The following is a 25,120-nucleotide window of genomic DNA, read 5'->3' as shown; positions in this document are numbered from 1 at the left end:
TGAAGGCCAACGGGTACAGGTCTTAAGACCCGCCATCCCATCGGCGACGTCCTCGCCTGCAGTTTATGGATCATCGCCCGCCTTTCCTTGCTTCATCGCATGTCCGATACACAGATAAAGAATCATCGCGATGGCAAGCATCGCCGCCACCAATGCCGCGACGATTGGAACCGTGCGGCTACGCTCGCCGGCGAACGGCAACGCGACCGCGGGCGGCACGACATTGAGGTAGTAGCTCACCCATCCGGCCTCGTTGGTCTCGGTGTCGTCAGCGGTGACATAGACCGTGCCCGACGTGGTCATGCTGGAAGGCACGTCCACCGACCAGGTGCCGTCGGCGGCGACCACAGGGTGGCTCTCCGTGTTGTCCGGCCATTTCACGATCATGACCGCATTGAGATCGCCCGTGCTGCCTGCGGGAAGCGTGTAGCCCGTGCCTCGAAGCGTCTGGTAATCGGAGGTGTTCGAGATGGCGATCTGGGTGGAGGTCATGTCGACCGTAACCACGTTGGTTTGAATGGAGAAGCCCGATTCCACGTTGGCGGAGTTGACAAGTCTGGCGCGGAAGAGATAGGTCTCGCCGCTTGATGTCTGGTCCAGGAAATATGAAGGACTCACGTCGCACGACCAGCTCTGCGAGCCGGCGTCGTCCAGAGTCTGCGTGCACTCGCTGATCAGGTCGGTCTCAGAAGGCGGCGTGGCGGCCACGGTGCTGACATTGGCCGTGGTGGCGTGGCTGGCGTAGACCTTGAGCGTCGTATCGTCTGTCAGCGGTGCGGCCGTGCCGGATATGTGTACTTTGGCACTCGCTTCCAATTGCCCGTTTTCGGCGCGCTTCGTGTGCGGCACCGTAACCACCGGGTTGACCACCGGGGCGGGATCGGTGCCGAAGTTCACCTTTTGGATGTTGGAGAATCCGGAGGTGATCCCATAACCGCTTGTCTGCTCGGCCTGCCAGGCGTGATAGTTGACATAGCCGTCGGTCACCGTGTTGTCGTTGTCGACGATGGACCATTTACTGTCCGAGCCAACGGTGGCCTGACCGATATAGCGTCCACGGGTATCCGGATTGTCGGGGTCTGAAGGATCAATGGGGTTGGCAGGATCCTCCGCATAAAGGTAGACGATATGGCCGGGCTCGCCGGTGCCGCTGATGGTCGGATGGATAGTCGGTGAGTAGGTGTCATTGTCAGGCTTGGTGATCACCGGAGGCTGAACGACGGGAAGCTTGTACTTGTAGTAGGCCGTGTCGATGGTCCAGCCCTTGTTGATCAACGTATTGACCGTGGACTGCGGCATACCCGCGGTCACACCTTTTGCGCCTGTCGGTTGCCCTACGAGCGGATTGTAGGCATCGACCATATTGGACGCCACGCAGTCATCTGTAGAACCGGCAGGATTGGTGGTAATGGGCCACGTCACCAATTTGAAATAACCGTCCAGCTCAGGCTGGTCGGCCTTGGCCTGTGCGAAATCGATGGTTCCATCCAGGTTCTGTGCCAAAGACATCGAGCCGCCGCTGCCTCTCGAACGGATATCGTGACCACTGACGGTAGGTACGTTAAAGGCCGAGCCAGCTGGCGCTCCCGTGAAGGGGGTAATCCCCTCAGGAACCTGGCCGTCTACACGTTGGGCCGTAGGTGTCAGATCGTTGACCGGGACCCAGTCCTTGCCGCCCTTCAGACCGAGCCACTGGAAATAGAACGAGGTGTTGCGTGAACACGACTGAGTGTTGTAAGGAGGCAACAAACTGCCCTCGACAGGAAACCAGGGATTGTACCAATAGACGAAGAACGATTTCGGAGGAGCGGTGCCCGCACTGATCGGCGTTCCGCTGACGACGTCGATGCCGACGTCGGTCATCAACCCCCAGTTGGGCTGGCCGCCGGTAAGCAGCCATGAACCGGGGCTGCCATCATATCCGACAAAGGCGCGCGGACCGTTGCATTGAGCGTTGACACCATTGCCGCCGCATATATCGTCATACACTTGGGCCGGATAGTCAGCCGTCAGATTCGTCCAATTGTTCGCCTCGACACGATTGACGGGAACCGTCCAACCGGAACCCACATCACCAATCTGCGCATAGACATATTGCGGTGTCGTCACACCTCCTATCGCCGATTGATTCACGGTATTGCTTAAAGCCATACCGCCTTCGAGCGAAATCGTCAGATAGTCGTAGACGCCTGAATTGACGATATTATGAATCGTATAGCTGTTCAACATGTTCTGCGCCCACGCCAAAGCGCCTGCGGCACCAAGCAACCCGTTGCCAAGAGCATAGATATAGTCAGGCTCCCACAACGGGGCTGTCGGGCTGGCAGCCGGCTGATAAAACAGCTTAAGCCCGCAACTTCTGCCAGCGGAAGAAATGCCCGGAGCGCAGGAGGTGGGTGTCACCGGATTGACCTGACCGTGGGCGACGCGCAGCACGAAATCCATGCGCAACTCGTCATGGGCGGTATCGATGTGGTTGTTGATCGCCAGCATCTTGTAGAGCCTGGGCTTGTAATCGATGGGCTCAAGGGCCTGGGTACTAGGCTCGTCGGCTTGGGCTTCGTTGGTGGCTGAGGACGGGGTGAGCATCGCGCCAAGCAGCGGGGCCAATGTGATGGCGATCGCGCACAGCGCGCACCACACCGCCTTCCCCCGTTTGGTTAGCTTCGTCCTGGTGACCATGATGACCGCCTTGTCCAAGTGTGGTGCCGACCGGTTCTCCATTGCTACCGGCTGTTAGAAACCATCATAGGTCATAAAATGATATTCCGTTGTATCAGAATGGCTCGGATGCACGATGTGAATGATATTTTGCACAAACTGAGAATCGTCATCTATCGATATACGAACTTGAATGTCGCATTACTAAAAAGGCGTATATAAGGTTTAGAATCTTTTGACGCTCATCTAGACCACGCGCGATGACACAGTTAAGGAAAATTATTCTCAAAGCGATAACGTATCGGGTTAGTCACTCACATCAAGCCATGAAGACCGGAATATAGGGCGAAAAGGCGATTCCACTAACGCGCGCCATGGCGGACCGGCCAATGACGGCGATGCCGAATCGCCAGCGTGACGAGGCCAAGGGCAAGCACGCCCAGAATCGTCAGCCCACCCGTCAGCAAGGCATCCCCCTGCGCGTCCTCAGGGTACGGGATGTCCTTGGGAATCGGCCGCCGCTCGGCGGTCAGCACTAAACGCTGGGTGTTGACACCATAAGGCGTGCAGGTCATCAGGGTGACCAGGTCCTTGCCCGGCTTGACCTTGTAGAGGTGCGTGTCATCCGGCCTGATGACGTGAATGGCCGTGATCTGGTAACCAAAGGTGTGGTTCAAGGTGTTGAGGTAGAAGACATCACCCACCTTCAACTCGTCCAGACGCGTGAACAGCAGGGTGTTGGGCCGCCCACGATGTCCGGTGAGCACCGTGTTCGTGTTTTTCCCGCCCACCGGCAAGCTGGTGCCGTACAAGTGGCCGACGCCCTTGTCGAGCACTTCGTCGGAGGTTCCATGGTAGATCGGCAGTTTCAGCGAGATCTTGGGGATCTGAATCGCGCCCATCACCCCACGGCCCTCGTTGAGCAGGCTTTGGTAGGTGCCATCCCGTTCGGATCGCGTCACGACCTTGTTCGCATCCTTTTTATCGGCGCCGGTGGCGAAGGGATCAGGGAACTCGCCCAGTGAGGACTGGCCACTGGCGGCGATGCCGGCATTGTAGCGCTGGACCTCTTTGAGTTCCTCGGCGATCCGGCCCTGAGGCCATTTGCGCACGCGGTTCATCGCGGCGACGGCTACAGCCGCCTGCTTGCGGGCGCTCACGTATTGGTTGATCGGCAACCACGCAGCCAAGGCGACGGCCGCCACGACGAACATGACCATCAGCGCCTTCAATGCGGTGATGAGCCGGCGTTTGCGGCGAATGAGCAGATAATGGCGTCTGCCACGAGCCATGACGTCGCCGAACGTCGCACCTTGAGCCGTTGTGTCCATAGCCCCATTCTCGCCTCATTGAGCGACTTCAACAAATTCGCAATGGTTGGCGCCCATAACACCGATGGATAAAGGCGTCACAAAGACCGCAGAAAAGCGGGCACAAACACAAAAAGCCCCGCATAAGCGGGACTTTTCAGTATCAATGCCATCACCACGCAAAGCGTGCGCAACGGAAAACGTTGCAGGGAGGCACTCAGGCGGCCACCGGGGCGTTGACGTCCTTGGGCAGCGCGGCCTTCGCCTTGTCGACGATGGTCTTGAAGGTGTCTGAATCGGAAACGGCCAGCTCGGCGAGCGCGCGACGGTCGAGCTCGATGCCTGAAAGGCGCAGGCCCTGCATGAAGCGGTTGTAGGTGATGCCCTGGGCACGGACCGCGGCGTTGATGCGCTGGATCCACAGCTTGCGGAAGTCGCCCTTACGCGCCTTGCGGTCGCGGAAGTTGTAGTTAAATGAATGGAGCAGCTGCTCTTTCGCACGACGATACGAACGAGAGCGCTGGCCGCGGTAGCCCGAAGCCCTCTTGAGAACGACGCGACGCTTCTTATGAGCGTTCACTGCGCGCTTGACACGTGCCATATTGTTTCCTCTAGCTTTCTATAAACCTATTAAACCTTATGAACCAAGCCGATTTCAGAGGCCGAGCAGCTTGCGCATGTTCTTGCTCTGCGACGTGGCCAGCACCTGGTCGCGGGAGAGGTTGCGGCGCTTGCGCGCGGACTTGTGCTCAAGGTTGTGGCGCATCGCGCTGCCAGCCTGCATGAGCTTGCCCGTACCGGTGACGCGGACGCGCTTTTTCGCGGCGGAATTGGTTTTCATCTTCGGCATTGCTGCCCTCCTATTTTCAACAGGTGTCGAATCGTGTCATCGGCACCCTGCACCGGCCGACTTCATCGGCCCGCGCAAAAATCATTGTTTATTTCTTGCTCGCCCTGGGCGCCGGCTTGGCCGGCTTCGCGGGTTTCGCCGGCTTTGCCGACGTGCCCGGCTTGGCCTTTTGCACAGGCTTGGCGGCCGCCTTGGGTTTGCCGTCCTTGGGCGCTGCCTTCGCAGCGGGCTTGGCGGGCGATGGCGTGGGAGCCTTCGCGGGCTTGCTTGCCGCTGTGGCCTTGATCTCGTCGACCGCGGCCTTGGCTTCGCCGGCTTCCTGCGCCTTTTCCTTTTCCTTGGCCGCTAGCCTCGCCTTTTGGCGTGCCTGGCGGTCGGCACGGGTGTCGGCGCCGCGACGGCGCTGCTCGGACTGGGCGTGCACCTTCTTGCCCTTGGGGGCCAACGTCATGAAGATGTTGCGTCCCTCGTGCTTCGGATAGAACTCGATGGTGCCATACTCGGAGACCTCATCGGCCAGGCGTTGCAGAAGCTCGACGCCGCCGATCGGACGGGACTGCTCGCGGCCACGCAGCATGATGGTGACCTTGACCTTGTCGCCGCCTTGCAGGAAGCGGATCACATGGCTTTTCTTGACGTCGAAGTCATGCTCGTCGATCTTCAAGCGGAAACGAATCTCCTTGATCTCGGCCGCACTCTGGTTGCGACGGGCCTCACGCTGCTTGATCTTCTCGTTGTACTTGTACTTGCCATAGTCAATGAGCTTGGCGACCGGAGGCTTCGCATTCGGCGCCACCTCAACCAAATCGAGATTCGCTTCCTTGGCCAGATTCAATGCGACTGAGGTCGCGATGACCCCGACCTGCTCGCTGTTCGGGCCGATCAGGCGTACCTGGGAGACGCGTATCTCGTCGTTAATGCGTGGTTCTGCGCTGATGATGAACTCCAATCCTTGCTTCCGTCGGACGCGTCATCATCCGGAAAGCCGCGGCACCAAAATGTCTTGGCATCACTCGCAACTGGAATTCAAAACAAAGCGCCGACATCAACCGACGCACGGAACATACGGCACATGCCGATTTCCGATTCCTTGCAAATCCAAGGAATGTCTTGAACCCGAAGCTGCGAAAAGCTTCCAGGTGGGGCGCACCCACTTTCTTGATTTCTCAAGCCAACAGACAAGTATACTACATACGCTGACAACGCGGCAAACCCCATGTCCGTGATAGCGCGGCCTTGTCTTTCGCGGTTTATTGTAGCCCGTCCATCTACAATTGCCGTATGTCCCAAACTTGCGTCGTTTTCGCCGCCGGAGCCTATTACGGCAATGAACCATCCGCCGAAAAACTGCCGCGTGACGCTTACGTCATCGCCGCGGACGGCGGGCTCGACCATGTGCGCGCTTTGGGCGTCCGCCCCAATCTGGTCATCGGCGATTTCGATTCCGTGAACGCTCAGGCGCCGCAAGACGTCGAAACCATACAGCTGCCGGCGGAACACGACGATCCGGATATGCTTTCGGCGTTGAAGGTCGGCTGGTCGAGAGGTTATCGGGACTTCCACATCTATGGCGGCCTGGGTGGGCGAATCGACCACACCATCGCCAACATCCAGATGCTCGCGCTTTTGGCCCACAACGGCGGCCACGGGCTGCTCTACGGCGAACACAGCGTGGTCACCGCCATTTGCGACGGGTCGGTCCATTTCCCCGCCGACGGTTTACCCCACGCGGCCGCAAACCGCATGGTCTCGGTTTTCTCGCACGCTGACATTTCGCGAGGGGTCACCGAAACCGGCCTCAAATACGAGCTCGAAAACGGCACGATGCATAGCGACACCGTGCTCGGGGTCAGCAACGAGCGCCTCGACGGCTGTGCTGCCTCCATCAGCGTCTCCGACGGAACCCTCATCGTCACCTTCCCCATCGAGTCAACATTGCCGGCATTCAAAACCGGTATCAAAGCCTCGGAGACGTTGGGCCCACTGGCCTCCCACGTCTCGGCGTTGCTCAACAAGTCACGCTGAGACGTGACGGTTTTTGTCTGATGGCGCATATTGAGGCGTTTCCCCGCTCCGCGCTCCTAGAAACCTCAAGAATCAAGTCAATACGCGTTGAAAGGATTCATCATGGCGAACACAAAGACGGCAACCGCAAAGCCGGATCCGGCGCAAGAGGATGGCAAGGTGCTCTTCGTCTGCTACAACCACTGCACCACCTGCGCCAAGGCCCGCAAGTGGCTGGGCGAAAACGGTGTGGATTTCACCGAACGCGACATCAAGACCGACAACCCCACCGCCACGGAACTCAAGCGCTGGTGGAAGGCCAGCGGCCTGCCGCTGAAGCGCTTCTTCAACACCTCGGGCATGCCGTACCGGGAGATGAAACTCAAGAGCAAACTGCCCGGGATGAGCGAAGACGAACAGTTGAAAGTCCTTGCCAGCAATGGGATGCTGGTCAAGCGCCCGATCATTGTGAACGCTAACAAAATTCTGGTCGGTTTTTCTCCAGAAGCATGGGAAAACGCGTTTTCTAGTACAGCTGACACGTTACAGTAAAAGTGTTGGTAAATATACAGAGAGGAATACGAGCCTGTATTCCCCGACTGTTTCCTTTTAGGGAGAATTACATGACAGTAAAGATTGGTATTAACGGTTTTGGCCGTATCGGCCGCCTTGCGTTCCGTCGCATTTTCGAACTTCAGGCCCGCGGTGGCGAGGCCGGTGACATCGAAGTCGCAGCAATCAACGATCTGACGACCCCTGCGATGCTTGCCTACCTCTTGAAGTACGACAGCGTCCACGGCACCTTCCGTCACGATGACGGCACCCCGGTCGACGTGAAGTCCACCGATGACGCGATCGTCGTCGACGGCAAGGAATACAAGGTCTATGCCGAGAAGGACGCCCGCAACATTCCGTGGGTGAAGAACGATGGCGTCGAGTTCGTGCTCGAGTGCACCGGCTTCTACACCTCCGCCGCCAAGAGCCAGGCCCACCTGGACGCCGGCGCCAAGAAGGTCCTCATCTCCGCTCCGGCGAAAGATGACACCACCCCGACCGTCGTCTTCGGCGTCAACCAGGACATCCTCAAGGCCAGCGACGACATCGTCTCCGCCGGCTCCTGCACCACGAACTCCTTCGCGGCGCTCGTCAAGCTGCTTGACGACCAGTTCGGCATCAAGGTCGGCTTCATGACCACCGTGCACGCCTACACCGGCACCCAGATGCTGCTCGACGGCCCGCGTGGCTCCAAGCCGCGCAATAACCGCGCCGCCGCCGTCAACACGATCGAGCACTCCACCGGCGCCGCCAAGGCCATCGGCAAGGTCGTTCCTTCGGTCAACGGCAAGCTGCAGGGCCATGCCCAGCGCGTGCAGGTTCCGGACGGGTCCTTCACCGAGCTCTTCACCGTGCTCAACAAGGAAGTCTCCGCCGACGACATCAACGCCGCCGCCAAGAAGGCCTTCGAGGACAACGAGACTTTCGGCTACAACGCCGACAGCATCGTGACCTCCGACATCATCGATGACACCCACGGCGGCGTCTTCGATCCCACGCAGACCGACGTCAACACCATTGACGGCACCACGCTGGCCCGCACCGTCGCCTTCTACGACAACGAGTACGGCTTCACCTGCAACATGATTCGCACTCTGCTCTACTTCGCCGAACTCAGCAAGTGAGCACATGCGGCGCTAAGCTGCAACAACGTTTCGTAAAAGAGACGTGATTCGTGATGAAAAGATCCCCGGCCATACGGTTGGGGATTTTTTCGTATGCGCAATGAAAAATGATAATCGACAACGATTAAACTTGGGGACATGAGCAAGAAACATAAGAAAGAGGCCGGAACCGCGTCCACCCCCGCGACGCGCGAGCTTACCGAAGCGGGCATCCCTTTCAAGATTTACGAGTATGAGCATTCCTCCGACCACATGGATGAGGGTTATGGGCTCGAAGGCGCCGAGAAGCTGGGCATCGACCCGCACCAGGCGTTCAAGACGCTGATGGCCGACACCGGCGAGGAACGGGTCATCGGCGTGGTGCCGGTGAGCGGGCATCTGGACATGAAAGACCTGGCGGCCGCCGTAGGCGCCAAAAAGGCCGCGATGGCCGACCCCAAGGTGGCGCAGCGCGAAAGCGGCTATGTCGTCGGCGGCATCTCCCCGCTGGGGCAACGTACCAAACACAAGACGGTGCTCGACGAAAGCGCGATGCAGTTCGATGAGATCCTCGTCTCCGGCGGCAAACGCGGCTTCAGCGTCGGCGTCAACCCGAAGGATCTGGTTCGCGTACTCGGCGCGACCGTCGCCAAAATCGGGACTTGGTAAACCACAATGAACGATTAGAATGGTGGATGACAACAACAACGTTTCAATCAGGAGTTGACATGACCTCATCCATTCTGCCTCCCCGCTCGGGCCAGCAATTCACCATCTCGCACGGCGACTACACGGCTGTGGTCACCGAACTCGGCGCCACGCTGCGCAAACTCACCTATCGCGGGCGTGACATGATCGCCTCGTGGGATCCGGACAAGACGGTCCCCTGCACCAACGGAGAGCTGCTCGTCCCCTTCCCCAACCGCATCGAGGACGGCACCTACACCTTCGAGGGCAAGACCTACGAGCTGCCCATCGACGAGCATGACAAGTACAACGCCATCCACGGCTACGGCTACCGCGCCTTCTGGAAGCTCGAACGCCTCGAAGAGGACCAGGTGACGCTCACTTGGCGGACCGGCGGGATGAAAGGCTATCCCTTCGACCTTCTGGTTCGCGCCACGTTCCATGTCGACGACGACGGGCTCAAACTCACCCTGTCCGCGAGCAACAACGACACCATCGACGCACCCTGGGCCATGGCCATCCATCCTTGGATCGCCAACGGGTTTGACGGCTATGGCGACGAGATCGACGGGCAGAACGCGCGGTGCCTGGTCACCATTCCGGCACGCACGCACGTCATCGCCAACGAACGCCTGTTGCCCACCAGCACCGAGCCAGTCAGCGGCAAATACGACCTGCGCCAGCCCACGGCTTTGACGCAGCAACCCTTCGACGATGCCTGGACCGACCTGGAACATGACGCCGACGGCAACGCCTTCGCCACGCTGACACGCCCCGACGGCCTCACCGTGAGCGTCGGCGGCGACAACATCACCTCCTTCCAGATGTGCACCGGCACCGGTTTCGCCCCCGAGAGCCACCCGGCCGGCGTCGCCATCGAGCCGCAGACAGCATACGCCAACGCCTTCAACACCGGGCGCGACCTCATCACCATCAAGCCCGGCGAGACCAGCACAACGAACATCCGCTTCAAGGCGGAACAGCGCTGAACCGCGTAATACATACCGCAAGCCTCCCCTGAAAAGTTGATGGAGGCTTGCGCGAAGTCGCAACGACGTGCGATAATGCCTAAGGCTTATTCATTGAAGTAAAGGAGTCCATCATGGGAATGCGCGGACGTAAGCGTAAGGCACGCCGCAAAAAGGCGGCCAACCACGGCAAAAGGCCAAATGCCTGAGTTCCGTTAGGTACGCAGTAAACGAAAGAATGTCTCGCAGCAATTGCGGGACATTTTTCGTATTCCGGAGAGATTGCTCAATCGGCGCCAAATCAACGAATATCGACCAAAACCAATGAAAAAGCCACGCACGGATGCGTGGCTAAAAATCCATCTTCTGCGTATGGCTATGCGGAGGCGACTTCCCCGCCGCAGGATTCCTCCAGGCAGCAACGGTCAAGCGTCGCCTCGAGCTTGGCGATCAGGCATTGCGGGGCGCAGGTCGGACGCAACAACTCGCGCAACTCGGCGATCACGGCCTTTTCACGCGCGTCGCAACACGATTCCGGATTGAAGCGCTCGTCGTCGGAAACCCGGCTGCTGGAGTCGTAACGGGAAATCTCGATGTCGGTGCGGGTAACGCCGTCGGCGCTCCGGCTGGTCATCACCACACGGCTGGTGCGCTCAATGCTTCCGTCCATCGTTGATCTCCTTTCGCGGCTCGACTAATTCACTATTATTACTCATTTTGGCGGTTTTGGGGTTCGCGGATAGTGAAGAGCCCGTTTCATCTTGGTTTTGCGCGCTTTCGTCTTTGCCATACCCCCGTGCATGGGCGTACTCGGTCAGCTCGTCCTTCAACTGCGAGCGCGCGCGGTTGAGCCGGCTCATTACCGTGCCAATCTTGATGCCCTGCTCCTTGGCGACCTGTTTGTATGACTTGCCATCGATGGCGGTGTCGATGAAAACCTGCCGCCGCTCGGGCGAAAGCGTGTCGAGCGCGTGCATGATCTCGGCGGGCGCGAAGCCGTCCAGGTACTCCTGCTCGGCCGACTTGAGCCCCTCGGAGGAATGGTCGGAGGCGGAATAGATGTCCCAGTCGTCGTACTCCCCCGTGGAATCGTTGGCGCGTTGGGGACGGCGCTTGGCCTTGGCGTATTGGTTGAAGTAGGCGTTGCGCTCGATGGTGGTCATCCACGCCTCGAAATTGCTGCCGGGACGGAAGCTGTCGAATGCCTTGAACGCGCGCTCGTAGGCGTCCTGCACCAAATCCTGCGCGTCCTCCGGATTGTTCGTCAGCTTCATGGCCTGCCGATATAGCGCATCCACCGCAGGCATGGCAAGAGACTCGAAACGCGCGCGCTTCTGCGCGGTCGTCTCGGTTTCGCGGTGTTCTAATTGCGCCTGATCGGTTTGTGTCACATTACCATTCTACGCATCGGCCCTCCGGCGGCCGACACACGTCTTCACGCGGATTTATTGAGACATCACGCCTACGCATGAATGAAAATCAGAACAGCTTGACGATATTGTAGAAAATCGCGCTCACGCCGACAAGGCCGACGACCACGATGAAGACGTTGCTGATCCTGCCCGCGTACTTCTTGAGCGAGGGCACCTTGTGAATCGCATACATCGGCATGAGGAAGAGGATGAAGGCGATGATCGGGCCGACCATGGTCTCCAGAAGGTCCATGACCGAAGGGTTGGCCCAGGCGACGAGCCAGTCGATCAGGAAGACGAAGCAGCTGATGAAAATCATCAGGCCGCGCTTGGAGACCGTGCGATTCATCTTGCTGGCCGCCTTGCGAATGATGCCGCCGAGGCCTTCCTTGGTTCCGGAATAGTTGCCGAGGAAGGATTTGGCGATGGCCACGAAAGAGATGATCGGCGCGACCCAGGAGATGAACGGGGTGGCGGATTTGTTGGCGATATACGTCAGGATTGAGACGTTCTGGGACTTGGCGAGCGCCAGATCCCCCGGCGTCAGCGACAGGTCGCAGCTGATGACGAAGAACATCACCACGCCCACCATCAAGAGCTCGCCCCAGCGCAGGATCTGCCGGATCTTCAGGTGCACCTCGTCGTCGCCGTATTCCTTGCGCTCGGCCACCGAGAAGGACGAGACGATGGCGGAATGGTCGAAAGCGAAGATCATCACCGGGATCAGGAGCCACAGGTTCTCCAGAAGAGCGCCCACATTGAAGCCGCCGTTGGCGGTTTTGGGGTAGCTCGTCACCATCGACATGTTCCACTTGGGGATCAGATACAGCGAGAAGAGCACGAGGACGATGATGACCGGGTAGACCAGGGCGCTCACGACCTTGGTGATCACGTCGATGCCGAGGCTGGCGATGCCGACCAGGGCGGTGATCAGAATCAGCGAAAGCAGCCAACGCGGCGGCGTGGGCAGATGCAACTGGTTGCCGATGAAGCTTTCGACGGTGTTGGTGATGGAGATGGCGTAGACCAGCAACGTAATACACGTCTCGATGAAGTACAGAATCGTGAAGACCATGCCGAAATTAAAGCCGAAACGCTGCTCGACCACATCGGTGATGTCGTCGTCAAGCCTGTCCGCCGAAAGGACGAAGCGGCTCAGCGCCAAATGCGCGAAATAAGCCATCGGGTAGGAGATGATCGCCATGAAGAGCAGGCCGATGCCGCCGGCGCCACCCGCGTCGATGGGCAGGAACAGCACCCCCGCGCCCACGGCCGTCCCGAAGAGGCTCAGCATCCACACCGTATCCTTGCGATGCCATTTGAGCGGGTCATAGGGTTTGCCCGCGCCACTCGCCGATGTCGTCGTCGCGGCCTTTGGCTTGTTGTCTGACATTCCGTCCTCTTTTAAGTCGTGCAGGTATCGCCGGGATATCGGAAAGCCACGCTCGAAAGGCGTGACGCGCCGAAATCCACTGGTCTGCATTGAATCACGCGCTACCCGTATTCCCGTTTCCAAAGACACGGCAACGAGATTCCGCACGAAACCACAGAAACCCGTGTGCAAGACTACACCCTTGCACACCCGAAAGCACGGGCATCAAGAACACTCCAGACACACCATTTTGATAGAAACTTGCAGCAAAGCAAAATAAACATAATAAATAGTTATATCTAGTTTTTTCAACATCAGCTATTTAAACGTTTACCAACAAGCAGAATGTCGAAATCGACACGCACAATTACTGGTATGACAGCATCAACAAACACCCAAGAAGACGGCCCCGACATCATGATGGAAGCGCTTGCTCAGGCCCCGCAGCAAGATGACGACACGACGCTCAGCCAGACCTGGCTGTTGGGTTTCGACACCGAGACTACCGGCACCGGCTCCAAGGACGCCATCGTCTCCGCCTCGTTGGTGCTGCGCAACCCGGCAAAGGGCTATGAGGGCGACGCCGTGGCGGAATGGGTCATCAATCCGCATCGGCACATCAGCGCCGGCGCGAGCCGCGTCAATGGGTTCACCGATGAATTCCTCGAGGCTAACGGCGCCGAACCAGCCCAAGCCATCGCCGCCATCGGCTCCATCGTCACCGCCGCGCAGGCCAAGCGCATCCCCCTGCTCGCCTACAACGCCCCGTTCGACGTGCGCATGCTCTCCGGCGACCTCGAGCGCTGGAACCTTGAGGCGCTGCCACAGGAGCTTCTGGTCGTCGACCCGCTGGTCATCGACCGCGAGATTTCGCATCGACACGGCAAGCGCACGCTGACCTACACCACCGAATATTACGGCGTGGAACCGCACGGCGATTTCCACGACGCCACAGCGGACACGACCGCGGCTGTGGACCTCATCAAACCAATGTCCACGCTTTACCCGCAGGTCGGCGCGCTGAAATTGAGCGAGCTGATGGATTGGCAACGGCAGGCGCACGAGAAATGGCGGGTGTCGTTCAACAAATGGATGGTCTCGCACGGGCGCAGGCCGGTTTCCGACACCTGGCTATAACGAGCCCGAAGGTCATTTCGCGCTCATAGCGCATTACAATATCGCTGCGGCCCGCGACGATAAACCACGCGGCCACTATGGACACGACCAAAGTGACCAACGATGATGGGATTCTCTGAATGCGGGATATCCAGGCTGTCCGCGGATTCTCGGCGGCGTAATCCAGGATCGAACGCGCGACATGCCGCAAGTGTGCGGGTACCGCCAAGAACGCTTGATGCGATGATGCGGTTGATATAGGCTTTTCGAGAAAGTTATCGCACGAAACGGTACGGAAAGGTTCACTATGGCTTTGTCGCTGGCATCCGCCGCACGCCTACTCGAGGAACATCATCTGCTGCGCGAGATCGTGCAGGGCTCTTGCTGGACGCTCAATCCGGCGGATATCGACGGACACGACAAGGCTTTCGACGCCATCACCTACGACACCCGTGAGGTGAAGCCCGGCAGCATACTCGTGGCCAAAGGCCATTTCAAGAAGGAATTCCTCGAGGGCATCGACGGCAAGGGACTAGCCTGCTATGTGGCTACTGAGGAATTCAGCGACGTAACAAGCGCCCCAGGGCTTATCGTCGACAACGCCAGCGAGGCGCTTTCCCTGCTTTCCGCCGAGTTTTACGACCGCCCGCAAGACAAGCTGACCATGATCGGCATCACCGGCACCAAGGGCAAGACCACCACCGCCTACTTCACGCAGGCCCTGTTGAACGCCGTGAGCGGCGGCAAGGCGGCGCTTTTCTCTTCAGTCGACAATTGCCTCGACGGACATACCTACGTCGAATCCGACCTGACCACCCCCGAATCGCTCGATGCCTTCCGCATGATGCACACGGCCGTTGAAAACGGGATGAAATACCTTGTCATGGAGGTCTCCTCGCAGGCCTACAAGGTCAACCGCGTTTACGGGCTGACTTTCGACGTCGGCGCGTTTCTGAACATCTCCCCCGACCATATCAGCCCGATCGAGCATCCGACGTTCGAGGATTATCTCTATTGCAAGCGCCAGATCACGGCCAACAGCCGCAAGCTCGTGCTGAACGCCGACCACGCGTACGCCTCGCTGGTCCGGCAGGATGCGGCCAAAGACGATGTGCCGGTCACCACGTTCGCGTTGAGGCTTGAATCTGACAACGACAACGCCGATGCCTCCGCACCGAAAACCGCGCCGGCCAATGTCACCATTCGTCCCGACGATCCGCGGCACCAGTCCTTCACCGCGGTGTGGTCGGATAAAGCGGATGACGGTTCATCACGTCTTGGTAATCCTGCGGTCGCCGAGCCTTCCGTCGTCAAGACGGCCACCGATTCCAAAGTGCTAGCGAACGGAATTTCCCTCAGCATGCTCGGCGATTTCAATTACGCCAACGCGGCCGCGGCGCTTGCCATCGCAACTGCGGCGGGGATGGATGTTTCCAATCATCCCGAGGTCATCAAAGCAATGGAAAAGGTCCGTGTGGCCGGGCGCATGGAGCAGTTCAAGGACCAGCAAAGCGATACCGTCGCCATCGTCGATTACGCCCATAATTTCGCCTCGGTGCGCGCGTTGCTGGACTTTGTCGACGAACGCTACGGCGCGAAACACCCGCGCATCACGCTCGTGACCGGTTCCGCCGGCAACAAGGCCTACGACCGCCGCAAGGAAATCGTGGAGGCCGCGCAAAGCCGCGTCGAAAACTTCATTTTCACCGCCGAGGACACGGACACGGAGCCGTTCATCGACATCTGCATGGAAATGCAAGGCTACATCACCGCACCCGACCGCTCCTCGACGGTCATTTCGAACCGCACCACCGCGGTCACCAACGCCGTCTACGACGCCCGCGCGCACGCCGACCGGTTCAACGTCATCCTCATCATCGGCAAAGGCAACGAACGCTGGATCAAGGAGCACAACAAGCACACCCCGTTCGAAGGCGACGACCGCATCATCGAGCGGATGTTTGCCGCCAGCGACAACTCGGCCGGAACGCCCGCTGGCCGATGATTGTGTGGCCACACGCTAAGATAGGCATTAACAGACAAACAGCTCGATAGTGAGGGAATTCGCTTGGACGTACATAGTCTCATTCGCAGTGAAGCCGATGTGAAAACATATCTTCAGCCGGTCATCCTAGGTGCCGACACGCTGGGATACTCGTACGTACGCTGCTTCAATGAACTCTATGGCATCACCAGCATCGTGCTCAGCGCGGCCGACCAGCGTTTCGTCTCCCGCAGCCGGTTCACCGATTACCGCATCGTCAAGCACATCGACCAGGAAAGCGTGCTAATCGACTACCTCATGGCGCTCGGCAAGCAATTGGAAGGCCACAAGATTCCGATTCTGCTCGGTTCCGGCGACTGGTACGCCCGCATCTTCTCCAAAAACAAGGAGAAGCTGAGCCGTTACTTCATCGTCCCTTATATCGATTTTGACCTGCTCGACAGCATCACGCAGAAAGAGACGTTCTACAACATCTGCGAGGAACTCGGCATCCCCTACCCCAAGACGCAAAGCTACGATTGCTCCGACCCGAACGCGACGATTCCGGTCGACGAATTCACCTATCCCGTGATCGCGAAGCCCTCGAACTCCGCGCGCTACCATTACGCGGAGTTCCCCGGCAAGGAGAAGGTCTACACCATCCAAACCCCGCAGAAACTGCAGGAGGTCTTCGAACAGCTCAAGGCCTCTGTGTATGACAAAGAGCTTTTGGTGCAGGATTGCATCCCCGGCGACGATTCGCACCTGCGCTCCATCACCTGCTTCTCGGACGCCGAGGGCAATGTGAAAGTTTCCTGCGTGGGGCAGGTTTTGTTGCAGGACCACCTGCCTTCGGCCATCGGCAACCCGCTGTGCATCATCGACGACGTGCAGCCCGAACTGCTCGAACAGGCCGCCAAATTCCTCAAGCACGTCCATTACGAAGGCTATTCCAACTTCGACGCGAAATACGACGAGCGCGACGGCACCTACCGGTTCTTCGAAATCAACACCCGCCCTGGGCGCAACACGTACTACCTCACGCTTGCCGGGCAAAACTTCGCCAAGCTGTTCGTCGACTATTACGTGCTGGGCAAGAAGCTCGACACCGTGGCCGCCAACAAGCCCTTCCTTTTCCGGATGGTGCCCACCTCGGTCATCAAAGGCTACGTCGCCGAGCCGCAGCGTTCACGCGCGCTCAAACGCATCCGCTCCGGCGCCGCCGGCAACCCGCTCTTCTACCGCAAGGATACGTTTACACATTGGTTCTGGTCGGTCATCAACTACTACCACCAAATCATCAAGTTCCACAAGCTTCTTGGCAAGCCGTCGGAGCGATAAACCGAACTGATTACCGAGCAAATATTAAATAACAAAGAATAATCAAATAAGTTTAACTCACCCAACGTACCCTTATCTACTTAGGTAGTGGGGTCTTGGGATATGCGATGTTCGGGCGTAGGCTTGGCCGAACGGCCTTGAGTGTCCCGAACATTGTATATCCCAAGACCCCACGGGACCCAAAATTACTAGCTCATTCATGCTCAAGCTTTTGGCTCACGACTGCGGTGACGCCGTCGGAGCGCATCGTCACGCCGTAGAGGGCATCGGCGATGGCCATCGTGCGCTGCTGATGGGTGATGATGATGAGCTGGGCGTGCTTGCGCAGGTCATTGAACGCGTTGATCAGACGGGTCAGGTTGATGTCGTCGAGCGCGGCCTCGACCTCGTCCATCACATAGAACGGGCTCGGACGCGCGGTGAAGATGGCAAAGAGCAACGCCAGCGCGGTCAGCGAACGTTCGCCGCCAGAAAGCAGGCTCAACTGTTTGACACGTTTGCCCGCCGGGCTTGCCTCGACGATGACTCCGGTGGTGAGCAAATCGTCCGGATTCTCCAGGCGCAGGCGTCCCGTACCGCCCGGGAAGAGCGTGGCGAAGACCTTTTCGAACGCGGCGGCGGTGTCGTCGAAGGCGTTTTTGAACACCTCGATCATCGTATGGTCGAGGTCCTTGATGAGCTTCAGGAGGTCGTCACGGCTCTTGGCGACGTCATTGCGCTGGTCGTTCAGATATTGGTTGCGCGTCTCGAGCGCATCGAACTCCTCGGCCGCCAGCGGGTTGATCTTGCCCAGCGCCTTCAGATCGCGTTCGGCCTTTTGCAGACGCTTCTCCTGCTCGACACGAGCATACGGCACCATCTGGTAGTGGTCGGCATCGATCGGCATGTTCTCATTTGCGCTTGAATCTCGATGACCATTGGAGCCGGAAACATCCTGATTGAAGTCATCGACGCCATCAGTTGCAACCGGCACCGATTCGGCGTTTTCAATAGCGGAATCACCATTTGAAACAGCAGAATGTCCATCATCGGCAATTGTATTGCTTTGACGATTTTCAGTACCAACACCGCCGTCATTCTCCGGCTCAAGCGGAATCGGACGACCTTCCTCATCCAAGACGGGAACCAGCTTATCTGGGCCGTATTCGTTGACCAAAGCCTCGAGATCCATGCCCAGCGTGTCCGAGACCTTCTGCTCGATCTGGCCATATTGCGCGGCCAGTCGCTCGCGGTTCACGTCCAGCTCATGCTCGTGTTGCTGCAAAGTGGCTACTTTTGGCTCGGCCTCGTCGCGTTGCGCACGCAACTGCTTCAGCTCGCTATCATGGCTTGAAACCGCCTTGGAAAGCTCATCCCGTTTGGCGACCACGGACTTGAGTTCGGCGGCGACCAGTGCGGCCATGCCCCGCGCATCGGCGGCAATCCGCCGTTCGTGGGCCTGCTGGCGTTCGCGCTTCTCGTTGAGCGCTTTCATTTTCGCACGCCGTGCCACGGCTTCGCTCGCCTGATCGTGCAGCAGACCGGCCTGTCGTACGAGCGAATCGACCTTATGACTGGCGTCATTCCAGACGATTTTGGCCGAGACTTCCTCTTCACGCGCCTTGTCGAGCGTGGTCTCCAACTCATGGACTCGTTTGTCCAGATCGTCGAAGTCCTCGTTGTCGGTGTCGGAATGTTCTGCGGTTTCCAGCGCCTGGCTCAAATCTTCAAGCTTGAGCTGATGGGTCTGCCGGTCGTCGTCAGTCTGTTTGATCTTCTCATCAAGCCCGTTGAGCTGTCGCTCCAGTTGCCTGACCCGTTCCTCGGCAGTCTTAAGGTTCTTACGCGCCTGATCGGCTCTCACTTTGGCTTGGATACGCTGTTGCGATTGCTTGTCGACTTCCAGACGAGCCTTGTCGCGAGCCTCTTTCGCGGCTTCAATCTTTGGCTGTATAGCATCGGCCTCACGCTGAAGTTTTTTGGCTTCCGCACTTGCCTTGTCACGACGGGCGGCCAGCGAAAGGTCACTCTGCGAGCGCGAGGACCCACCGATGGCGCCCACAGCGTTGACCACTTCGCCAGATTTGGTGACGGCCTGGCTGAACCGCTTCCCCTCCACGGCTTCCAGTGCGGTATCCATATCGGGCACAGCCGCGACATCATCGAGCAGCAGACGAACGGCACGGACGACACTGGCCGCGAAAACCGCATCTTTTGCAAAGCTATTAACGCTCACCAAAGTCGAAGCACAACGAACGGGATACTGGCCGTCTTGTGCACCGTCGTTTTCGCTCTGTCCATCTGGGTCATCATCAGTTAGACCTTCCAGCGGATGTAATACAACTGCCTGTCCAAGCTTGTCTTCGCTGGCTCGGCGCAGAGCCTGAACCATATTGGATTTGCCGGGCACCACGATGGCGCTGGCAAACTGATCGAGCGCGTGGGCGATGGCCTCTTCCCAACCGTCCTCGACATGGATGAAGTCGGCAAGCCTGCCCAGTGCCGCCACGGCATCGTCCTGTTCCAGCTCACCTGAAGCGTTGCGGCTTTCCAACGTCTCCTTCAAAGCATCGGCCTTGGCCTTAAGCGATGTCACCTTGGCATTGGCGGCACGCAGCTGCTCCTGCAAGGCATCAAGTTCCTCCTGACGCTGCTGCATCGCGGTTTTCGCCGCTTCAAGTTCGGCGGCGCTGTCTTCCTCACCGGCGTTGCGCGTTTCGGCTTCAAGTGCCTCGCGTTGGGCAGTGGCATCGTCACGCTGTTTGGTGATGGACTCACGTTGAACATTGAAATCCTTAGCACGGCTTTGTGCCAGCTCAATGGCCGATTCCTCACGGGTTTTGAGCTCACGCAGATTGGCGACCTTTGAGGTGTGTTCCTGCGCGGCTTTACGTAGTTCCGTCAGGGTCTGACGGGCCGCGGCGAGCTGCTTTTCATTGCCGGCCCGCGCTTCGGTCGCTTTGTCGTAGTCCAAACGTCTGTCGGAAACGGCCTTCTTCTGCGCCTCGGCCTGTCCGTCCAGTTCTTTCGCTCGGGATTCGAGAATGTCAGGATTCTCGCCGAAATTCGTGATCATCTGGCCGGCAAGGGAACGCGCACGTTCGTCGGCAAGCGAAGCCAACGAGCGGAACCGTTCCTCGATACTGGAAAGCTCGTGCCAGGTATCGTTGATCTTGGCCATGGCCGGACTGGACTCGGAGCTCAGCGCTTCGACCTGCTCGATATGCACCTTGACCTTTGCCAGTTCGCGTTGCGCGATTTCCAGTTCCCGACGCACATCACCAAGCTCATTGCGCAGCTTGGCGCGGCTTTCCATGGATTTCTGGGCATCCTCGGCGAAAATCCTTGACTGCGCGTCACGCAACGAAATCTGGATGCTTGCCGCGCGCCGCGAGATCTTGGCCTGTCGCCCGAGTGGCCCCAGCTGCCGGCGAATCTCGTGTAGCAAATCATCGGTGCGGGCAAGATTCGCCTCGGTGTTCTTGAGCTTGCGTATCGCGCGTTCCTTGCGCTTGCGGTGCTTCAGGATGCCGGCGGCCTCTTCGATGAAGGCGCGGTGACCGGCGGGGTCGGCTTTGAGAATTTCGTCAAGCCTGCCCTGGCCTACGATGACGTGCATCTGCTGGCCCAAGCCGGTATCGCTCAAGAGCTCCTGAATGTCGAGCAAGCGGCAGGGCGAACCGTTGATGGCGTATTCGGAGCCGCCGTTGCGGTAGATGGTGCGGCTGATGGTGACTTCCGTGTAGTCGATGTCGAGCGTGCCGTCGGTGTTATCGATCGTCAGGCTGACTTGCGCACGTCCCAGCGGCGGACGCGAGGAGGTACCGGCGAAAATGACGTCTTCCATCGAGGTGCCGCGCAGGTTCTTGGCACCCTGCTCCCCCATCACCCACGTCAGCGCGTCGACGATATTGGATTTTCCGGAACCGTTCGGGCCCACCACGGCCGTGATGCCCGGTTCAAAGCGCAGCGTGGTCGCGGAAGCGAAGGACTTGAATCCCTTGAGCGTCAGTTCCTTCAGATACATGGATTATTGACTTCCTCTGTTCTCCCGCTTACCGCCCCGCAAGATCGGGCGCGTCCTGTTATCACTTGCTATCATACCGGCCAGCACACCTAACCGCATTGTGCAATATCAAGGGAACGGATGGCTCATCCACATCGATCTATGCCGCAACTGCGACGTAAAGCACTATTTTGGTCTGATTTTAGTGCTTTTCGTCGCAGTTGATTCGTCAATCAGCGGGAAACGCCACTTGAGCCGAAGAAAGCGCTTCTCCCGCGGGGTTATGCTTGACTGCCGCCTTTGCCGCCATTGCCGGTGCCATTGGCATGATGACGAAGCTGCTCGGCGGTGTTGCCGGGCTCGGGCTCACCTTCGAACGGAACCTGCTTGACTCCGAAATCGCCGAATGCGTCACCGAAAACCTCCGAGACGATGTCCTCGTCCTCGTCTTTGGTGTTTGCAGTTTCGGAATCGGCTTTGCCGTCCTTTGGCTTGCCGGACACGCGCTGGGCTTTGGGCAACGCCAGTTCGGGGTTCTTCTTTTCCGCGAGCAGCGTGCGGGCATCGCCGGCGGTGACGAAGCTGCCACAGATAAGCACGCCGTGACCGTAGCCGACACCCAGCTCGTCATCGGCATCGACCATGTTGACGGCCTCCTGAATGGCGTCGGGGAGGTTGTCGATGCGGGTGACACGGTCGCGTCCGAACACGCCGACGGCGATCTTCTCAAGTTCCTCGGCAGGCATCACGCGGTCGCGCCACGAGTTCTCGGTAACGATGATGTGGCTCAGGATCGGCTCCAGCGTGCCGAGGTATTCCTCGACCTGCTTGTCTTTCATCATCGCGACCACGCCGACCAGCTGCTCGAAGCTGTAATTCTCCTCGATGGCCGCGCGCAGCGACTCGGCGGCGTTGACGTTGTGCCCGCCGTCGACGATGATGGTCGGCGAGGTGCGTACCTGCTCGATGCGGCCGGGAATCTTGACCCCACCCAACGCCTCAGCCACCACATCCTGAGTAAGCTGCCCGGCCACGGGAATCACGGTTTCGGCCGCCGCGAGCGCCGCCAAAGCATTATGCGCCTGATGTTCACCGAACTTGGCGACCGGAATGTCCTCGTAGGTACCGTTCGGCGTGCGGAACGTGACCAGCTGGCCGCCGACCGCAGGCTGGCGCGAGACGACTTCCATCTCCTCGCCGTCGCGGATAAGCGTGGCGTGTTCCTTAACGGCCGCAGCCTCAAGGATGGGCATGACTTCGGCCTCGTGCGGCTGCGCGCCGATGATGGCGGTGGATTCGTGCTTGATGATGCCGGCCTTCTCGGTGGCGATTTTTTCGACCGTGTCCCCCAGCCATTGCATGTGATCCATGTCGACCGGTCCAATGACTGCCGCGTCGCCGTTAAGCGCGTTGGTTGCGTCCCATTTGCCGCCCATGCCGACTTCGAAAATGGCGACGTCAACGGGCGCGTCGGCGAATTTCCAGACGGCCATCACCGTAAGGATCTCGAAATAGCTCATCGGAGCTTTGCCGTCGGCCTCCATCTTCTTGTCGACCAGCGCGACGAAATCCTTGATCTGCATCCACGTGTCGATGAAATCGTCGTCGGAAAGCTGCTGGCCATCCACGGCGATGCGCTCGTTAATCTTCTGGAGGTGCGGCGAAGTGTAAAGGCCAGTACGCATGCCGTAGGCGCGGCAGATGGCCTCGGCCATGCGGGCGGTGGAGCCCTTGCCGTTGGTGCCGGTGATGTGGATGATGCGGAACGTGTCTTCCGGATGTCCCAAAAGATCAAGCATCAGGTTCATCACCTCGAGGTCGTGGCCCAGTTCCTCGTGCGTGGTGCGCCTGCCCATGATCTCGCGCTCGACCTGACGAATGGTGACCCCGTTGATTTTCGGATGCTCGAATGACATAAGACCTCGTTTTGGTGTGAAACCCTTGAAAATAGCTGTAACCATTGTATGAAACGGCCTCGAAAGCGCTAAGCCGAACGGCGAATGGCAGGATGTTCCTCAACCGCCGCAAGGAGATTCCGCGGAGCGATTCCATGTTCATGAATGCACGAATCACCTACTAACTGTATTACGAAATTCTTATACGAACGGAAGAGTCACACTGGATTATTAGGATGGAAGACAACGAATTTCGTCAAATGGGAGCAGCAATGACAGACGTCATCACAGACAACGACAAGAAGTACGAGGCCCAGGAGCTGGCCGAGGCACCGGGAGCCGAGCAGCCCATGGAGGACCGGACCAACAACCGCACGTTGCGTCCGAACATGTCCAAGGCGTTCCAGAGCTTCATGAAGACGGGCTGGGACAACCAGGAGCCGGACATCGAGCCGCTGGAATCCAGCAAGTTCACGCCCGCGCGGCTTAAGGCGCTGGGCAGGCGCTTCCCCGGCGAGCGCATCGTCATCCCCGCCGGCAACTACAAGAACCGCAACAACGACGACGATTACGCCTTCCGTCCGAACACCGAGTTTTCGTATTACACCGGGCTTGGGCATGATTACGAGGCGGGCGCGGTGCTGGTATTGAACCCGCTCGACCCTGATTCCGACGAAGCCAAGGCCGGCAAGACCCACGCTCCCGAGTTGTTCGTCACCCCGCGCGCCGACAACAGCACGGTCGATTATTACGCCAACGCCCAATATGGCGAGTATTGGGTCGGGCCGCGCGCCGGTGTCAAGGAGCTGGCCGCGATGACCGGCATCCCTACACACGACATCGCCCAGCTTCCCGACGCCTTGGGCAAGGACGTCGGAGCCGAAGCCGGGGCCGTTCGCATGCGCGTGGTGCGCCAGGCTGACCCGCAGATGACCGCCGAGGTCGAAAGCGTGCGCGAGGCCAATGGCTTCCCCGACCCGGACGCCAATGAAAAGGCCGATGACGAACTGCAGGAGTTCGCCTCGACCGCGCGAATGATCAAGGACTCTTACGAGATCGGCGAGGTACGCAAGGCCGTGGCCGCCACCAAGGACGGCTTTGACCGCATCCTCTCGCGCATCCCACAGGCCGTGGGCAAGCCGCGCAGCGAGCGCATGCTGGAAGGCGCGTTCACCTCGGTCTCACGCGAGGAAGGCAACAGCGTCGGCTACAGCACCATCGTGGCCTCCGGCGAGCACGCGCCGATCCTGCACTGGATGCGCAACACCGGCGTCGTCGGCCACGGCGAGCTCGTGCTGATCGACGCCGGCATCGAAGTGGAAAGCCTCTACACCGCCGACATCACCCGCACCTTCCCGGTGGACGGCAAGTTCACACCGTTGCAGAAGAAGATCTACCAGGCGGTACTCGACTCGCAGCAGGCCGGTTTCGAGGCAGCCAAGCCAGGCGCCACCTATTCCGACATCCACCACGCCTGCATGCGCGTCATCGCCGAGCGCCTGCACGAATGGGGCATCCTGAAGGTCGATGTGGAGGAATCGCTCTCCCCCGACGGCCAGCAGCACCGCCGTTGGATCGCCTGCGGCGTGGCGCACCACCTCGGTCTCGACGTGCACGACTGCGCGCAGGCCCGCTACGAGTCCTATCAGGGCGCGAAGATCACGCCGGGCATGATCTTCACCATCGAGCCTGGCCTCTACTTCGCCAAGAACGATTTACTGATTCCGCCGGAGATGCGTGGCATCGGCGTGCGCATCGAAGACGACGTCCTGATGACCGAGAACGGCCCGGAATGGATCTCCAAGGCCATCCCGAAGCAGATCGACGACGTGGAAGCATGGATGGCTCAGCGCGCGGCGGTCAACGAGTAAGAGGTT

The 25,120-nt window shown here is 59.1% G+C and carries 18 protein-coding genes and 1 pseudogene; 9 read left to right on the top strand and 10 right to left on the bottom strand.

What is annotated here, in order from left to right; translation table 11 throughout:
* Window positions 1–63: 63 nt before the first annotated feature.
* From OZX73_RS02885 to infC, 5 genes and pseudogenes are all read right to left on the bottom strand, one after another.
* Window positions 64–2,682: a hypothetical protein gene (locus OZX73_RS02885; RefSeq protein WP_277150499.1), complete on the bottom strand. Its 2,619-nt coding sequence runs from the start codon at window positions 2,680–2,682 to the stop codon at window positions 64–66.
* A 341-nt stretch (window positions 2,683–3,023) separates the two neighbouring features.
* A complete protein-coding gene (locus OZX73_RS02880) occupies window positions 3,024–3,992 on the bottom strand; it encodes a class C sortase (RefSeq protein ID WP_277150496.1) in 969 nt (322 codons plus the stop codon).
* Between the two features lie 196 nt (window positions 3,993–4,188).
* Window positions 4,189–4,572 carry a 50S ribosomal protein L20 gene (gene rplT, locus OZX73_RS02875; RefSeq protein WP_277150494.1) on the bottom strand — a complete coding sequence of 128 codons (384 nt, stop codon included), beginning with the start codon at window positions 4,570–4,572 and terminating at the stop codon, window positions 4,189–4,191.
* A gap of 54 nt (window positions 4,573–4,626) precedes the next feature.
* Window positions 4,627–4,821 (bottom strand): 50S ribosomal protein L35, encoded by a 195-nt coding sequence (gene rpmI, locus OZX73_RS02870; RefSeq protein WP_277150492.1) that lies wholly within the window; start codon window positions 4,819–4,821, stop codon window positions 4,627–4,629.
* Window positions 4,822–5,110: 289 nt separating this feature from the next.
* A pseudogene (infC, locus tag OZX73_RS02865) lies at window positions 5,111–5,770 on the bottom strand (translation initiation factor IF-3); the annotation flags it as partial.
* A 332-nt stretch (window positions 5,771–6,102) separates the two neighbouring features.
* Here infC and OZX73_RS02860 point away from each other — a divergent pair.
* The 5 genes from OZX73_RS02860 to OZX73_RS02840 all read left to right on the top strand — a co-directional run bounded on the left by OZX73_RS02860 (window position 6,103) and on the right by OZX73_RS02840 (window position 10,159).
* Entirely contained in the window at window positions 6,103–6,846 is a 744-nt protein-coding gene (locus OZX73_RS02860; protein ID WP_277150490.1) for a thiamine diphosphokinase, read from the top strand.
* A gap of 159 nt (window positions 6,847–7,005) precedes the next feature.
* On the top strand, window positions 7,006–7,377 hold the full coding sequence (locus OZX73_RS02855; protein ID WP_348519469.1) for an arsenate reductase family protein: 372 nt from the start codon (window positions 7,006–7,008) through the stop codon (window positions 7,375–7,377).
* 71 nt (window positions 7,378–7,448) lie between these two features.
* Window positions 7,449–8,504, top strand: a complete 1,056-nt coding sequence (gene gap / locus OZX73_RS02850) for a type I glyceraldehyde-3-phosphate dehydrogenase (protein ID WP_277150485.1) — start codon at window positions 7,449–7,451, stop codon at window positions 8,502–8,504.
* 138 nt (window positions 8,505–8,642) lie between these two features.
* Complete coding sequence (ybaK, locus tag OZX73_RS02845; protein WP_277150483.1) at window positions 8,643–9,152, top strand: Cys-tRNA(Pro) deacylase; 510 nt, start codon at window positions 8,643–8,645, stop codon at window positions 9,150–9,152.
* A 59-nt stretch (window positions 9,153–9,211) separates the two neighbouring features.
* Complete coding sequence (locus OZX73_RS02840) at window positions 9,212–10,159, top strand: aldose 1-epimerase family protein (RefSeq protein WP_277150481.1); 948 nt, start codon at window positions 9,212–9,214, stop codon at window positions 10,157–10,159.
* Window positions 10,160–10,514: 355 nt separating this feature from the next.
* Here OZX73_RS02840 and OZX73_RS02835 read toward each other — a convergent pair whose 3' ends face one another.
* The 3 genes from OZX73_RS02835 to OZX73_RS02825 all read right to left on the bottom strand — a co-directional run bounded on the left by OZX73_RS02835 (window position 10,515) and on the right by OZX73_RS02825 (window position 12,943).
* Window positions 10,515–10,808, bottom strand: coding sequence for a hypothetical protein (locus OZX73_RS02835; RefSeq protein ID WP_277150479.1), 294 nt, complete (start codon window positions 10,806–10,808; stop codon window positions 10,515–10,517).
* Window positions 10,792–11,445 (bottom strand): sigma-70 family RNA polymerase sigma factor, encoded by a 654-nt coding sequence (locus tag OZX73_RS02830; RefSeq protein ID WP_277150902.1) that lies wholly within the window; start codon window positions 11,443–11,445, stop codon window positions 10,792–10,794. The genes OZX73_RS02835 and OZX73_RS02830 overlap by 17 nt, the downstream gene beginning before the upstream one ends.
* A 172-nt stretch (window positions 11,446–11,617) precedes the next feature.
* A complete protein-coding gene (locus OZX73_RS02825; protein WP_277150477.1) occupies window positions 11,618–12,943 on the bottom strand; it encodes a hypothetical protein in 1,326 nt (441 codons plus the stop codon).
* A gap of 354 nt (window positions 12,944–13,297) precedes the next feature.
* On the opposite strand from OZX73_RS02825, the gene OZX73_RS02820 reads away from it, so the two are divergent.
* The 3 genes from OZX73_RS02820 to OZX73_RS02810 all read left to right on the top strand — a co-directional run bounded on the left by OZX73_RS02820 (window position 13,298) and on the right by OZX73_RS02810 (window position 17,363).
* On the top strand, window positions 13,298–14,059 hold the full coding sequence (locus OZX73_RS02820) for an exonuclease domain-containing protein (RefSeq protein ID WP_277150475.1): 762 nt from the start codon (window positions 13,298–13,300) through the stop codon (window positions 14,057–14,059).
* 286 nt (window positions 14,060–14,345) lie between these two features.
* Complete coding sequence (locus tag OZX73_RS02815; protein WP_277150473.1) at window positions 14,346–16,043, top strand: UDP-N-acetylmuramoyl-L-alanyl-D-glutamate--2,6-diaminopimelate ligase; 1,698 nt, start codon at window positions 14,346–14,348, stop codon at window positions 16,041–16,043.
* A 99-nt stretch (window positions 16,044–16,142) separates the two neighbouring features.
* Entirely contained in the window at window positions 16,143–17,363 is a 1,221-nt protein-coding gene (locus OZX73_RS02810; RefSeq protein WP_277150471.1) for an ATP-grasp domain-containing protein, read from the top strand.
* 193 nt (window positions 17,364–17,556) lie between these two features.
* Here OZX73_RS02810 and OZX73_RS02805 read toward each other — a convergent pair whose 3' ends face one another.
* Together OZX73_RS02805 and OZX73_RS02800 are read right to left on the bottom strand one after the other, a co-directional pair.
* Entirely contained in the window at window positions 17,557–21,369 is a 3,813-nt protein-coding gene (locus tag OZX73_RS02805; RefSeq protein WP_277150469.1) for an AAA family ATPase, read from the bottom strand.
* A 260-nt stretch (window positions 21,370–21,629) separates the two neighbouring features.
* Window positions 21,630–23,264 (bottom strand): folylpolyglutamate synthase/dihydrofolate synthase family protein, encoded by a 1,635-nt coding sequence (locus OZX73_RS02800; protein ID WP_277150467.1) that lies wholly within the window; start codon window positions 23,262–23,264, stop codon window positions 21,630–21,632.
* A gap of 251 nt (window positions 23,265–23,515) precedes the next feature.
* Between OZX73_RS02800 and OZX73_RS02795 the strand changes: the two genes are divergently transcribed.
* Entirely contained in the window at window positions 23,516–25,114 is a 1,599-nt protein-coding gene (locus OZX73_RS02795) for an aminopeptidase P family protein (RefSeq protein WP_277150464.1), read from the top strand.
* The last annotated feature ends 6 nt before the right edge of the window (window positions 25,115–25,120 follow it).

It is taken from the genome of Bifidobacterium sp. ESL0775 (assembly GCF_029395475.1).
Lineage (GTDB): Bacteria > Actinomycetota > Actinomycetes > Actinomycetales > Bifidobacteriaceae > Bifidobacterium.
Note: the sequence above shows the minus strand (reverse complement) of the source record. Positions and strands in the feature narration are given on the sequence as shown.